This window comes from Algibacter sp., assembly GCF_049667265.1.
Taxonomy (GTDB): domain Bacteria; phylum Bacteroidota; class Bacteroidia; order Flavobacteriales; family Flavobacteriaceae; genus Algibacter_B.
Genome location: NZ_JBATHX010000353.1, coordinates 1 through 15,536, shown reverse-complemented (window position 1 = coordinate 15,536; position 15,536 = coordinate 1). Strand labels below are relative to the sequence as shown.

The following is a 15,536-nucleotide window of genomic DNA, read 5'->3' as shown; positions in this document are numbered from 1 at the left end:
CAAGGTGAAGGTACTGTGATTTCTGAAACTACAAAAAAAGAAAATGATTCAGTTTATTTTGTTAAAGATGCCAGATATACGACTTCTGAAAATCTTGAGGACCCAGAATATTATTTAAAGTTACGAAAAGCCAAAATTGTACCTGGAAAAAAAATTGTTACAGGATTAGCAAACCTCTTTATTTATGATGTGCCAACCCCTTTAGGTTTACCTTTTGGATTTTTTCCACAAAGTGAAAAACAAACCTCTGGAGTTATAATTCCAAGTTTTGGTGAACAAAATGATCGTGGGTACTTTTTGCAAAATGGTGGGTATTATTTTGCTATTAATGATTATGTTGATTTAGCGGTTTTAGGAGATTACTATACTAACGGAAGTTTTGGTGTGCGTTTAGAAAACACGTATGCAAAACGATATAGTTTTAGAGGTAGTGTTGGTTTTAGGTATGAAAACTTAATTACAAGCGAGCGCGGTTTCTCTGATTATGCCACAAACACTATTTATAACTTACGTTGGTCGCACAGTCAAGACTCCAAAGCAAATCCTAGTTCACGATTTTCTGCCTCCGTAAATTTAGGAAGTAGTACTTATTATAGACAATCTATAAACCAAGTTAATGCGGGTGCTTTTTTAAATAATACATTGGCATCATCAGTTTCATATTCAAAATCTTTTCCTACCGAACCCGAAGTTAATATTAGCCTTACGGCAACCCATTCTCAAAATACCAATACAGAAAGTATTAATATGACGCTGCCAACATTTCAAGGTAGTGTTGGTAGAATGTATCCATTTGCTACAAAAACAGGTTCGAAGAAAGGTATTATTCAAAATATAAATTTCCAATATAATTTACGTGGCGAAAACAGAATTCAAACTACCGATTCATTATTCTTAAAAAAAGAAATGTTTGACGATGCTAAAACAGGATTTCAACACAGTATCCCTTTAACAACAAATTTTAAACTATTTAAATATTTTAGTGCAAGTGCCAGTACAAGTTATAATGAAGTTTGGACTTTTAAAACTGTAGACAAGACTTACGATTCTGTTAATCAAGAAGTTGTTGAAGAAACAATTAATGGATTTGATTCTTTTAGAACATATAACTTCAGCACTAGTTTAGGTACTACTATTTATGGGATGTTTAATTTTGAAAAAGAAGGAAAAGATCCAAAAATTAAAGCTATAAGGCATGTGATGAGACCATCGATTAGCTACAACATTAATCCTTCGTTTGATAAATATTATGACTCTTATGAAGTTGTTAGTGCTGATGGATTAACTACTAGCGATGTTGATTATACTAGATTTGAAGATAATTTATTTGGCTCTCCCAATAAAAACTTTTCTAGCTCCATGGGAATTTCTGTTTCTAATAACCTTGAAGCAAAAGTTAGAGATAAGGATAGTACAGCCACCGAGGACAAAAAGATTATACTTTTAAATAATTTAAACTTTTCAACTTCTTATAATTTTGCTGGCGATTCATTACAATGGAGCCCAATAAGAGTGAGTGGTGGTACGCAACTATTTAAAAACAAAATGAGCGTTAATTTTGGTGCCACTTTAGATCCTTACGCGTTAGACAATAATAACACTAGAATAGATACATATAATATTGATAATGGCGGAAGCCTTTTTAGATTAACAGGCGCTAACCTTAATGCGAGTTGGTCTTTTTCAAGTTCAGATGGAAAGAAGGATAAAAAGAAAGATTCTGGTATTGAAGAAAATGTACGAAGTGGTGGCCGAGCCGATGATTTATTTGGTGTTTCTGAAGATTTTGCCAATCAGCAAATACAGCGAGACCGTGATAAAAAGGAAGAAAAACCAGGTGAATTATATAATTATAAAATACCTTGGAATTTTAGAGTGGCCTATGCTGTAAATTACTCTAATAGTATAAGGCAAAATGCCATATCATCGCATTCGCTAATGTTTTCTGGCGATTTAGAACTTTCACCCAAATGGTCCATTGGCGGTTCATCTGGTTACGATTTAAAAAATGCTGGTTTCACTTATACCCAACTTCGTTTTGAACGCGATTTATTAAGTTGGCGAATGAATTTTAGTTGGATTCCTTTTAGTACTCAAAGTTCTTGGAATTTCTTTATTGGTATAAAATCGAGTATATTAAGTGATCTTAAATACGAAAAACGAAGACAACCAGATATTCAGCTTTAGAAATTAGATTTCCGTCTTCCAGGAAATAAAAAAAACATAATATTATGAAAACAATCATAAAAACCAACAACGCGCCCGCTCCTATTGGTCCTTATAACCAAGCAGTTTTAACTGGGAACATCTTATATACATCTGGGCAAATTGCCATACATCCCGAATCCAATAAGTTAGTGCTTGACAATATAACTCAGGAAACTAAACAAGTTATGCAGAATTTAAAGGCTGTTTTGGAAGCTGCCGATATGACTTTTGAAAATGTTATCAAATCTTCCATTTTTATTAGTAATATGGATGATTTTTCTCTTATCAATGAGGTATATGGAAGTTATTTTGATGAAGCTAATGCACCGGCAAGAGAAACTGTAGAAGTTGCTAGATTACCAAAAAATGTTAATGTTGAAATTAGTGTTATTGCGGTAAAATAGAAAAACCTATTATTTAATTGTTGTATTTAACTTTGAAAACTTTACAAGTAATCCTTTCAGTTTTTCAATGTTTATTGGTTTTGATAAAAAATCATCAATTCCTGCAAGTTTAGCTTTTTCAACATCTTTTTCAAAAGCACTTGCAGATACACCAATTATAGGCGTTTTATTTTTTAAGTATTTATCGGTGTCTTTAATTAATTTAGTGGCCTCATACCCATCCAAATCAGGCATGTATATATCCATAAAAATCATATCAAAATCTAATATTTCGTATAAATCAACCGCTTCACGACCGTTTTTAGCAAACGTACAATCTGCGCCTTGTTTTTCTAATAAAAATTTAATTACCTTTTGATTCATCCTATTATCTTCAGCAACTAGTACGCTAAACTTAGCAGATAAAACAGGTTTTTCTATTTCTTCAACAGGTTTAATATTTAAAGTCTTCTTTAATTGCAGACTAAAATAAAACGTAGACCCTTCATTTTCTTTACTTTCTAATTTAAGTTCACCTCCTAAAAGCTCAACCAATTTGTGAGAAATAGATAATCCCATACCGCCACCTCTGTAATCCTTCATTATAGAATTATCGTAAACGCCATCAAAATTATTAAAAACAAGTTTTGCATCCTGAGGTTTCATCCCAATTCCTGTATCCTTAATATAAAAGGTTATAAATTGATCGTTATCAATACCAACTGATTGGTCTACAATAATTGAAATTTTTCCGCTATTAGTGAATTTTATAGCATTATTAATCAAATTAATTAATACTTGTTGGATTTTGGCTGAATCGCCTAACACCATAAACTTACCTTTCTCTTCTGATAAGAACTTAAACTCAAAACTTAAACCTTTCTCCCACGCTTGATATTCAAACACCTTAAACAGCTTAGATAAATCGGTTTTTAAATCAATGGTATTTAAGTTTAATTCTAAATCACCATCATTGGCTTTGGCGTTATCAGTAACCATATTAACTAATTGTAACAAGTGTTTTGAAGAGAATTCTGCTATTTCAACTTGTGCTGTTTGATCGCTATTAAGATGGGTTTGTTTTAGCATGTTCAACATCCCCAAAACCGTGTTTAGCGGGGTGCGAACCTCATAACTCATATTTGCCAAATAAATGGATTTATGATTTGCTAGTTCTTCAGCAGCCTCCAAACTAATTTTTAATTCATCAACCCGAAATCGTAAATTAGATTTTATAACCTCATTTTTAAGTTGATTTTTAAGAAAGAATTGTAAAGCAAAAACTTGAATAATAGATAATATGAATAAAAATAATGCAGCAGTTTCAGCAAATATTTTCTTTTCTAAAAATACATAACCAATTATTAAAATAGCGGCTATAGATATAAAAATGAAGATTGATAATTTCTTCTTCATTCCTATTTGTTTAATAGATTTAGGGAAAATCCTCATTAAATATTGGTTTTAACAAACTTATCTATAATTATACGAATTAACAAAAGTATTATTTAGTATTAATCCAGATTTATTTTATGAATTTGTTTAAATTTAAATATTAATAAGAGATTTAAAACAGTTCCAAAATGCGCATAGAATACGATATTAAATTAGGCTTTAAAGATGTTATGATTCGCCCAAAACGGTCTACCTTAAAAAGTAGAAAACAAGTAAGTTTAGAACGCGAATTTAAGTTTTTGCACAGCACCAAAAAATGGTCTGGAATTCCAATAATGGCGGCAAATATGGATACTGTTGGAACTTTTGAAATGGCAAAAGCATTTTCAACTCACAAGCTTTTTTCTGCCATTCATAAACATTACTCATTAGATGCTTGGAGCGAATTTCTTAAAAGCACCCCAAATGGCATTGAAGATTATATTGCTGTAAGTACTGGAATAAGCAAAAAAGATGCTGTAAAACTATCAAACATTATATCTGCACATCCGCAGCTTAAGTTTATATGTATTGATGTTGCCAATGGTTATTCAGAGCTTTTTGCTGATTTTGTAAAACAAACTAGAACAGATTATCCAGATAAAATTATTATTGCTGGTAACGTGGTTACGGGAGAAATGGTTGAAGAATTATTACTTTCTGGAGCCGATATTGTTAAAGTTGGTATTGGCCCAGGTTCTGTTTGCACTACGCGCGTTAAAACGGGTGTTGGCTATCCGCAATTATCAGCCATTATAGAATGTGCAGACGCTGCGCATGGATTAGGAGGCCAAATAATTAGTGATGGTGGCTGTGCAACACCTGGCGATATTGCTAAAGCTTTTGGAGCTGGAGCAGATTTTGTTATGTTAGGCGGTATGCTGGCAGGACACGACGAAAGTGGTGGTGAAACCCTAGAAAAAAACGGTAAAACATTTAGAAAGTTTTATGGGATGAGTTCTGAAACAGCCATGGATAAACATGTTGGTGGTGTGGCAGAATACCGAGCTAGCGAAGGCAAAACCGTAGAAGTTCCTTACCGTGGAAAGGTTGAAAACACGCTACAAGATATTTTAGGCGGCTTACGAAGTACTTGCACTTATGTTGGCGCTGCACGTTTAAAAGAACTCACAAAACGAACAACTTTTATTCGCGTTGCAGAACAGGAAAACAGAATTTACAACGAATAAAAAGTTAGAATTAATTTTAGGATTAGTTCATATTAGTAAACACCCAAGGCATCAAAAACCCTTAATTTTATATTTTCAAAGGTATTATTCAATTTAATTATTAAAATCATAATTTAAGTATCCAAATTATAAGACTAATTATGCCTTTACTCCATATAAAACACTTAAATTGTATATCTAACTGTTAAAGAACAACTATGGCTTTAAAAATTGTAATTTCTCACAAAACCAAATATAAATATGACAGGCCCGTTTCATTATCTCCACACATTTTCAGATTAAGGCCTGCACCGCATAGCAGAACACCTATTGAAGCTTACTCCATAAAAATTACTCCAGAAAATCAATTTTTCAATTGGCAACAAGATCCATTTGGAAATTACATGGCACGGTTAATTTTTCCGGATAAAACTACAGAACTTACTATTGATGTTGAAATTATAGCCGATTTAAAAACTATAAACCCATTCGATTTTTTTGTTGAAGAATATGCTGAAGAATATCCTTTTACGTATAAAGAAGAAACAAAAAAAGAGTTATTACCCTATTTAGAAATTACTGATAACGGTAAGTTGCTTCAAGATTTTATTAAAACTTTAGATTATACACCAAGAAAGACCATATATTTTTTAATTCATATCAATCAAAAAATATACGAGTATTTAAATTATAATATCAGGATGGATCCTGGTGTGCAAACCTGTGAAGAAACACTAGGGCAAAAAAATGGATCATGTAGAGACTACGCATGGCTATTTGTACAAACCTTGCGCCACCTAGGTTTCGGAGCGCGTTTTGTTTCTGGATATTTAGTTCAATTAAAATCTGATGAAAAATCATTGGATGGTCCTTCTGGTCCTGAAGAAGATTTTACTGATTTACACGCTTGGGCAGAAGTATATTTACCTGGTGCTGGTTGGATTGGATTCGATGCAACCTCAGGATTGTTAGCTGGTGAAGGACACATTCCATTGGCATGTACGCCAACTTTTGAAAGTGCCGCGCCTGTTTCTGGAATGTCTGATGTTTGTGAAACAGAATTTGAATTTGAAAACTCTGTAAAACGAATTTTCGAATCGCCAAGAGTTACCAAACCTTATACTGAAGAGCAATGGAACGCTATTTACAAACTAGGATTTAAGGTAGAAAAACAATTAGAAAAAGGCGATGTTAGACTAACCATGGGTGGAGAACCAACATTCGTATCTATTGATGATATGGAGTCGCCAGAATGGAATACTGATGCCGATGGTCCTCATAAAAGAGAACTAGCAAAAAACCTTTCTGCAAGATTATATGATGAGTTTGCAAAAGGAGGCGTTTTACACCAAGCACAAGGCAAATGGTATCCTGGTGAACCTTTACCGCGTTGGTCTATAGAACTTTGTTGGAGAAAAGATGGTAGAAACATATGGCATAATAAAAAATTGCTCTCGCTGTTTTCAGATAACCCTATTGTAAAAGAAGGTTCAGATATCCTTTTCTTAGAAACGCTTTCTCAGCATTTAGGAATTACAAATAAAACGATTGTTCCTACCTATGAGGATGCCTTTTATTTCATGTGGGAAGAAGGCAAACTGCCTATTGATGTAGATCCTACAAAAGATGATGGCGCTTTATTAGTAAAAAACAAATTAAAGGATATATTAAAAGACGGAAAAACAAAAGCCATTGGTTATGTACTTCCATTAAATAATTCCATGGGAACATGGTATACAAGTGATTGGAATTTTAGAAGGAATAATTTATTCTTAATTCCTGGAAACTCCCCTATCGGTCTTCGTTTGCCTTTAGATTCTTTAATTAGAAAATCAGAACATGGTGAATTCCCAAAATTCGATCCTGATAATTTTTCAGTTAAAGGCAGGTTACCAAGCTTTAAAAAAACAGCTCAAGATCGTTTTGATAATGTTGAAATCAATGGCGTAAAAGTCGATAATAAATATTTTATCAGAACGGCCATCTGTTCAGAAATAAGAGATGGTAAATTACACTTGTTTTTACCGCCTTTAGATTCTGCCGAAATCTATTTAGATTTAATAGCATCCATTGAAGCAACAGCTAAAAAACTGGATATTCCTGTTATTTTAGAAGGTTATGACGCACCAAAGGATCACCGATTCGAGTCTATGAAAGTAACTCCAGATCCAGGCGTTATTGAAGTTAATGTATTTCCTGCAAAAAACTGGGAAGAGCTTTGTCATAATACATTAACACTTTATGAGCATGCTAAAAAATCCCGTTTAGGAACTGAAAAATTTATGCTGGATGGCAAACACACCGGAACAGGTGGTGGTAATCACGTAACCTTAGGTGGTTCAACTCCGGCCGATAGTCCACTATTACGTAAACCTAGTTTGTTACGAAGTTTACTAACGTTTTGGCAGCATCACCCAGGACTTTCATACTTGTTTTCTGGCGCTTTTATTGGCTCAACAAGTCAGGCTCCAAGAGTTGACGAAGCCCGGATGGAAAACCTTTACGAACTTGAAATTGCGTTTAGTCAAATACCAAAAGATGGTGAAGTACCATTTTGGTTAACCGATAGATTGTTTCGCCATTTACTAACAGATTTAACAGGAAATACACACCGTGCGGAATTTTGTATAGATAAATTGTATTCTCCAGATTCGTCTTCAGGTCGATTAGGTATCTTAGAACTTCGTGCGTTCGATATGCCTCCACACCCACAAATGAGCTTAATGCAAAACCTTTTAGTACGTACGCTTGTAGCGTGGTTCTGGAATAAACCTTACGAACACGATTTAGTACGTTGGGGCACAGAATTACACGATAAGTTTTTAATCGAGCATTATGTAAAAGAAGATATTAAGGATATTGTAGAGCAACTTAACAGAGCTGGATATAAATTTGAAGTCGATTGGTTCGATCCATTTTTCGAATTCAGATTCCCGCTTCATGGTATGGTCGAAATCAACAACATTCATTTAGAATTACGAGCAGCTATAGAACCTTGGAATGTTTTAGGGGAAGAAATGACTGGTGGCGGAACTGCAAGATATGTAGATTCTTCAGTAGAGCGAATTCAAGTTAAAGTAAATCATTTTATCGAAGAGCGCTATGTGCTAACCTGTAATGGCGTAAAAGTGCAACTAAACAGCACAGGCGTTAAAGGTGAATTTGTTGCTGGAATCCGCTATAAAGCTTGGAATCCTTATTCATCATTACACCCAACAATTGGCGTAGATACACCGTTGGTTTTCGATATTGTAGACACTTGGAATAAACGCTCCATTGGTGGTTGCACCTATTATGTCGCGCATCCTGGTGGACGTTCGTACGATAGTTATCCTGTAAATAGTTACGAAGCCGAATCTAGACGCATCAACCGTTTTTGGGAAATTGGTCATACACAAGGTAACATTGAAGAACCAGATGCTATTATGCAAGGTGGTGAAAGTGTTATAAAAGTAGAGAAACTAAAAAGTTCTAAAAAATTCAATTATAAAGAATTACCTAAAAACTTCGAGTTTCCATACACCTTAGATTTAAGAAAAAAATAATTAAAATAAGTCCGATTTTTGGGCGCCTGCCGGCAGGCAGGTTTCCAAATGGTCGGGCTTTCCATTACAAGTCCTCGTAACGCTAAGACGTGACTGTGGGGTTTTATTCATACACTTTATTTTATATTAATAAATTCATGAACATAAATGTTTTATTAAAAACCTTGCCTGTCAGTTGGCAGGCCTAAGGGTTAAACCGCCAATTTGTTTTTTAAACTGAGCCATCCAGAAACTAAAATAAAAGAAAAAAAATTAATATTCCAGATAAAAACAATGAAATTCCTTTACCATTATTAAGGCTTTTATCAACTTTTTTTATAGTATTTTTGCATTTTTAGAATACCTTAAATGTCCATAAAACCAAATACACAATTTCAAAATAACTTTTCAGAATTTAAAGATTATGACGAGGTAATAAAACCCGACATGACCATTAACACCAATTGGAAAAAACTACTTAATAATTTTTCTGAAATTGGTTATGAAAATCTGCTTGCCAAACAAGATGAAATTGATTGGTTAATGGAAGAAAATGGAGTAACCTATAACGTTTACAACGATCCAAACGGTTTAAATCGTTCTTGGGGATTAAACGTAATACCGTATATAGTCAACCAATTAGAATGGGAATCGACCATCGAAAAAGGGATCATGCAACGTGCAGAAATATTAAATCTTGTTTTAAAAGATATATATGGCAAGCGCGAACTAATAAAAAATGGTATTGTTCCAGAGGAAGTTATTTTTGCGCATCGCGGGTTTTTAAGGCAATGCGATCAAATTAAATATAACACCTCCAAACTTTTACAAATCTATTCGCTCGATTTGGCGCGTGGTCCAGACGGTCGTATGTGGGTGGTTAGTGATCGTACGCAAGCCCCTTCTGGCATGGGTTATGCACTTGAAAACAGATATGCACTTAACCGAGTTGTTCCAAATATTTTCGATAACATTAATGTCAAACAACCTTTAAGTTTTTTTAACGACTTAAAGCAAATGTTAATTGATGCAGCACCACAAAATAAAAGCAACCCAAATATTGTTATTCTAACACCTGGGCCACATAATGAAACCTATTTTGAACATGCTTATTTAGCTTCCTTTTTAGGGTATCCGTTAGTTATGGGTAGCGATTTGGTGGTTAGAAACGGCAAACTTTGGTTAAAAACACTTAAAAAGCTTAAACAGGTTGATGTGGTTTTACGTCGTGTTGATGACGCTTTTATGGATCCGTTAGAGTTAAGAGAAGATTCGTATTTAGGTGTGGCTGGCTTACTAGAAGTCGTTAGAGAACAACAAGTAACAATCGTAAACCCCATTGGAAGTGGTATTTTAGATAATTCAGGGTTAATTCCTTTTATGAATGCCATTTGCAAATATTTTTTCAAAGAAGATTTAATTTTACCTCAAATAGCATCTTGGTGGTGCGGACAAAAAAAAGAATGCGACTATGTTTTAGAGCATTTAAAAGATTTGGTTGTAAAACGCATTGATCGTTCCAATAGAGAAAACATCTATTTCTGCCAATTTTTAAATGACGAGGCTTTAAAAGAATTAAAAAACGACATATTACTCGCGCCTTACCAATTTGTGGCACAAGATAAAATATCTTTTTCATCCGCTCCAACCTTTGTTAAAGGGAAGTTAGAACCTAGAAAAGTATCTTGCCGAACCTTTGCTATTGCTAAAAAAGACGGATATAGTGTTATGTCTGGTGGCTTAGTTCGTGTGGCTGCAGATCGCGAAAAAATATTTGTTTCCAACCAACGTGGTGGGATTAGTAAAGATTTCTGGGTAGTTTCAGACAATGTTCAAAATCCATTGCGAAATTATTCTTGGGATTCTTCCTCTAACAGCACCATTTCAGATATTAATGATTTATCAAGTAACACCGCCGAAAACCTATTTTGGTCTGGGCGTTATTTAGGACGCGCATTAATAACAGCACGTTATTTACGCGTGGTTCTTAATAGAATGAATCAAGAGCAATCAACAGCACGTAAATCTGATTCAGATACCCTAATTATTCTTTACCAATCCATTACCAATATTACCTCTACATTTCCTGGTTTTATTGGTGAAGGCGCAGAGGAACGATTAAAAAATCCTTTAAAAGAAATTAAATCATTAATTATTGATGATAACCGTTTAGGAAGTTTAGCACAAACCTTAAATAGTTTCAATAACTCTTACTATTCCTTAAGAAGCTTATGGTCTAGAGATATGTGGCGTGTGTTTGATGGCATTAAAAAACAATGGCAAAACTTTAAGAACGCAGAAGATTTTTCAATTAATAAGCTAATCAAATTTCTAGATCGCATCATTACTCGATTAATTGCTTTTATGGCATTAATAGAAGAAAGCATTTTAGTAAATCAAGGATTGCTACTCTATTTTATTGGTTTACAAACCGAACAATCTATGATGCATGTTGAAAAATGCCGCTCGTTACTGGTTATTAATTATGAAGAACAAGTACAATATGAGATTTTAGAAGTGCTGTTAAACAGTAGCGAAAGTCTAAATATTTATAGATACAGTTACCGCTCATATTTAAGTGTAGAAAACGTTATTAAACTGATGCTTGTAGATACGGAATATGCAAAATCCTTAGCCTATAAAATTAACCGCATTGAAAAAGATGTTAATAAACTCCCTTATTCTGAAGGATCAAATGCCGTTGAAGCCTGTAAAGAAAAAATACAGAAAGCACACGACAAGATGAATAGCTTAACCCTTGAACCACTTTTAAAATTAAACGACGATGAGGCTCTAAGACAAAACCTAGATGATGCGCTGGCAGAAATTAGTGATCTATTACATCAAACATCTATGGAGGTATCAAACACTTATTTTAATCACTCGTATACACAAAAACAATTGACGAATCAAAATTTCGAACTGTCATAATATGTTATATCAAATATCACATACTACGAGTTATAAATATGAAGTTGGTGTTACCTTCTGCCATAATATAGCGACTATAAAACCTAAAAACATGTTAGGCCAAACGGTGGTTGAGTATACCTTAGATATCAGCCCAACGCCATCCGAATTCTCTGAAAAAATTGATTTTTTTGGTAATACCATCACACGGTTTTCTATACAAGAGGAACATAAAACATTAAAAGTTACAGCATTAAGCAAAATTCTTCGTGACTATACTTTACAACCCGATATTAATAAATCGGAACGTGGCAAAAAAATTAATTTAATTGAAGCTAAAGCAGCATTAAAGGCTGAAGGTGGCGACCTATTGGATGTTAAACAGTTTATATTAGAATCGGTTTTGATAGCTAATATTTCTTCGGAAATTAGAGATTATGCTGAAGTTTCTTTTAAACCAAACCGCCCAATTTTTGAAGCGGCTTACGAGTTAATGGAACGCATTTTTAACGATTTTGAGTTTAACGCTAATGTTACCAATGTGGCAACGCCTATTCATGAGGTTATTTTAGAGAAAAAAGGGGTTTGTCAAGATTTTGCCCAAATAGCCATTGCATGCATTCGTTCTGTTGGGTTACCTGCGCGCTATGTAAGTGGTTATATTGAAACTTTGCCGCCTCCAGGAAAAGAAAAACTTATTGGTACCGATGCCTCGCATGCTTGGTTTTCTATTTATATACCAACTTTTGGATGGGTAGATTTCGACCCAACAAACAACCAAATACCAAAAAACCAACACATTATTGTGGCTTATGGCCGCGATTATTATGATGTGCCACCACTAAAAGGGGTTATTTACAGCTCTGGTGAAAATAAAATGAAGGTTGAAGTAGATATTAGACCTTCGGTTTAAAAGGTTTTAATGATTCTCTATGGATAAGCTAAAACTAGCCATTTTAATATGCTTTGTTATACATCTGAACTTCTATTCAGTTTTATGAACTTCTAATTCTATTTCAATCATAAATTCTGGTATTGCCAATTCTTTTACGCCAAGCCAAGAACCTGTTGGGAAATGTTTCGTGTAAACTTCACTTCTGTAGGCTGCATTTTCAAGAAACAATGGCATATTGGTTGTGAACACATTTTCTACAACTACATCATCAAATGTGCAACCATAGTGTTTCAGTATTTTATCCAAATCTGCATAACAATTTTTCATTTGTTGCCCTAAATCACCAATTGCGGTTGGATTTCCTTCATCGTCCATACTTACAGCTCCAGAAATTTTAATGTCATTTCCAATTTTTACAGCATGCGAATAGCCATAAGCTTTTTCAACTTCCGGTCGGAGTAAAAAATATTCTGGTTTTTCGGGTGAAACACTAATTTCTTCAATGTCAACTTGTTGTTCTGCTTGTTTGCAACTGCTTATGGTAATGGCTAAAACCATAAGCATGGCAAGGAATAGTCTTGTTTTCATGGTATTTTATTTGATTGGTTAATAGCTAGTTATTAAGATACAATTAAAAAAAAAAATGTTGGCTTCGGCAGTAGAATTATTATGGTTTGTTTTCACTTCGCTAGCGCTCGTTTGTAACGAGTGCCAGCATTATTTTTTTTATATTACTCAAAACTGAACCCGACAGTCGAGCGGACAATGTCATAAAGTTAAGAGATTAAGTTTCTCATATGTCACATTGAGCACAGTCCAAATGCAATTAAAAACGGAACTTCAATTGGTCTTCGACTGCGCTCAGACTGATATTTTAGGCTTAACTTAATGACATTGGTTGAGCACAAGCAGGAGAAATGCAAACACTACTGTTAACCTACTTTTTTACCTACAGAGCCGTTTTGGTTTGGCGTAAGTTCAAAAACAAAATCAGGTTTTATAAACTCCTCTTTTCTATGCGATACATAAATAATAGCGGATTCGCTTTCTTGGGCAATTTTGTTTACCAATTCTGAGAAGAGTTTGGCATCGGCATCGTCCAATCCATTTGTTGGTTCGTCTAAAATTAGTAACGGTGGGTGTTTTACCATCGCTCTGGCAATGAGCACCAAACGTTTATGTCCGTTTGATAAAAACTGAAAGCTTTTGTCTTTAATAGATAACATATTTAAAAGTGCTAACCATTGGTGAGCAATACTTATTTGCCTGTCGGTTGGATATTTGTAAAGCCCTACAGAATCTAGAAACCCAGAAATAATCATGCTTTCAATAGTTTCTCGGCGTTTAAAACCGCGGAGCATTTCGGAGTTATAAAAACCAATATGCTTTTTAATATCCCAAACGGTTTCTCCACTCCCTTTTTTTATACCAAACAAGGTCATATCGACCATATAGCCTTTTGGATTATCGCCAGAAATTAAAGAAAGTATGGTACTTTTCCCTGAGCCATTTGGACCAATAAGTTGCCAAAATTCGCCAGGTTTTATTTCCCAAGTAATGTTTTTAATAATTGGGCGTTCGCCATAACTGACACACACCTTGTTGAATTTTACTAAAGAAGTGAATTTTTCTCTTTCGGTTTTATAAGGTTGTGGTAAATTTTGTGTGAAGTGTTTTTTTTCTGCTTCAACGATAGCTTTAAACAATTTTGATTCACCATTTTTTAAAACATAAATTGCATCAATAAACGCTAAAATATCACGTTTTCTGGTGGCAATTTGTATGATTAAAATAGTTTTGCTTAACTCGGTGAGTGTGTTTTCAATTCTAGATTGTGCTTCCACATCTAAACAATCAAAAACATTATCTAAAACAATATATTCTGGATTCGATTTTAAAATATGATTGAGCAAAGCACGTTTACGCTCACCTTCAGAAGAATTTTGAAGACTATTGTTTGTTGGTGTTAGAACATCAAAATGTCCGTGACGGACTTCTTCTTCAATAAAAGCATTTATAGTAAACTCAGAGAAAACAGCGCCTTTTAAGTTGTTTACATCTGCACTCGCAGTAATGGTTTCGAGAAGTTGTTTTTTATCTTCTGTATTTGAAATGTAATATGCTCTATGCTTTAACGAAAGCATAAACTATAAGCCTTCAGAATGAAATTTAACTAAGCCTTCAATAGGTCTGCGTTCAAAATTCCCAACGGTGAAACCCATTTCGGCGGCCACTTCCTTAATTTCGGCTTGTGCAAAATAAGCTATAGAACCTGCAAAATGCACAGGCACGGTTTTAAGTTCCTCCTTATATTGCATGATATAATTTTTCACAAACACACGTAAGCCTTTTTTAATTAGTTCAACAATATATTCTGAATCTTTATTCAAAAACATAAATTCAGCAAAATTTGCTAAATACGCATTAGGAAAGGGTTGCTTATATATGTTGTATTTTATATAATCGGCTTCTAAATTATATTTACTACCAAAAGCCACTTTGATATCTTCTGGCATGTGATTGAAATAATAATCGCGAATTAATTGTTTCCCATAATAGTTTCCAGCGGCATCATCCATTAAAATATAACCTAAGGATAATACGCGTTGGTGAAGCTTTTTACCATCATAATAACTACAGTTTGAGCCGGTTCCTAAAATACAAACTACCGCGGCTTCATTTACATTATTAATGGTACCGTAAACTGCTGCCATGGTATCTTCATCCACATTAATTTCAGCTTTTGCAAATACTTCTTCTAAAGCATTTTTAACTAACACTTTACCACGATCTGTTCCGCAGCCTGCACCATAAAAATACACATGCGTAACTTTATCGCTATTTGCTTTTAAGATCTCATTTTTATTAATTGCTTTTTTAAGTTTTTTCTGAGTTAAAATTTCAGGATTAAGTCCTTTTGTTCTTAACTTCTCTAAAAGCTGTTTTCCATTACTATCTATGGCAATCCAGTCGGATTTTGTGGAACCACTATCAACAATTAAAATCATGAGTA

Annotated in this window: 10 protein-coding genes; 6 read left to right on the top strand and 4 right to left on the bottom strand. The window is 34.0% G+C overall.

Annotation, left to right across the window (positions count from 1 at the left end; all coding sequences use genetic code 11):
* Both WBN21_RS12420 and WBN21_RS12415 read left to right on the top strand, forming a co-directional pair.
* Nucleotides 1-2,187, top strand: a 2,187-nt coding sequence (locus tag WBN21_RS12420) for a putative LPS assembly protein LptD (RefSeq protein WP_424200744.1), incomplete at its 5' end; no start/stop codon positions are given.
* A gap of 44 nt (nt 2,188-2,231) precedes the next feature.
* Nucleotides 2,232-2,612 carry a Rid family detoxifying hydrolase gene (locus WBN21_RS12415; protein ID WP_424200742.1) on the top strand — a complete coding sequence of 127 codons (381 nt, stop codon included), beginning with the start codon at nt 2,232-2,234 and terminating at the stop codon, nt 2,610-2,612.
* A 9-nt stretch (nt 2,613-2,621) separates the two neighbouring features.
* Here WBN21_RS12415 and WBN21_RS12410 read toward each other — a convergent pair whose 3' ends face one another.
* Complete coding sequence (locus WBN21_RS12410; protein WP_424200740.1) at nt 2,622-4,007, bottom strand: ATP-binding protein; 1,386 nt, start codon at nt 4,005-4,007, stop codon at nt 2,622-2,624.
* Nucleotides 4,008-4,174: 167 nt separating this feature from the next.
* Between WBN21_RS12410 and WBN21_RS12405 the strand changes: the two genes are divergently transcribed.
* The 4 genes from WBN21_RS12405 to WBN21_RS12390 all read left to right on the top strand — a co-directional run bounded on the left by WBN21_RS12405 (nt 4,175) and on the right by WBN21_RS12390 (nt 12,541).
* Nucleotides 4,175-5,215: a GMP reductase gene (locus tag WBN21_RS12405; RefSeq protein ID WP_424200738.1), complete on the top strand. Its 1,041-nt coding sequence runs from the start codon at nt 4,175-4,177 to the stop codon at nt 5,213-5,215.
* A 197-nt stretch (nt 5,216-5,412) separates the two neighbouring features.
* A complete protein-coding gene (locus WBN21_RS12400; protein ID WP_424200736.1) occupies nt 5,413-8,739 on the top strand; it encodes a DUF2126 domain-containing protein in 3,327 nt (1,108 codons plus the stop codon).
* 348 nt (nt 8,740-9,087) lie between these two features.
* Nucleotides 9,088-11,649, top strand: coding sequence for a circularly permuted type 2 ATP-grasp protein (locus tag WBN21_RS12395; RefSeq protein WP_424200734.1), 2,562 nt, complete (start codon nt 9,088-9,090; stop codon nt 11,647-11,649).
* A 1-nt stretch (nt 11,650) separates the two neighbouring features.
* Nucleotides 11,651-12,541: a transglutaminase family protein gene (locus tag WBN21_RS12390; protein WP_424200732.1), complete on the top strand. Its 891-nt coding sequence runs from the start codon at nt 11,651-11,653 to the stop codon at nt 12,539-12,541.
* Between the two features lie 72 nt (nt 12,542-12,613).
* On the opposite strand, the gene WBN21_RS12385 is transcribed toward WBN21_RS12390, so the two are convergent.
* The 3 genes from WBN21_RS12385 to WBN21_RS12375 all read right to left on the bottom strand — a co-directional run.
* Entirely contained in the window at nt 12,614-13,111 is a 498-nt protein-coding gene (locus tag WBN21_RS12385) for a RidA family protein (protein WP_424200730.1), read from the bottom strand.
* A 344-nt stretch (nt 13,112-13,455) separates the two neighbouring features.
* Nucleotides 13,456-14,667: an ATP-binding cassette domain-containing protein gene (locus WBN21_RS12380; RefSeq protein WP_424200728.1), complete on the bottom strand. Its 1,212-nt coding sequence runs from the start codon at nt 14,665-14,667 to the stop codon at nt 13,456-13,458.
* A gap of 3 nt (nt 14,668-14,670) precedes the next feature.
* Nucleotides 14,671-15,536, bottom strand: an 866-nt coding sequence (locus WBN21_RS12375; RefSeq protein ID WP_424200726.1) for an N-acetylglucosamine kinase, incomplete at its 5' end; no start/stop codon positions are given.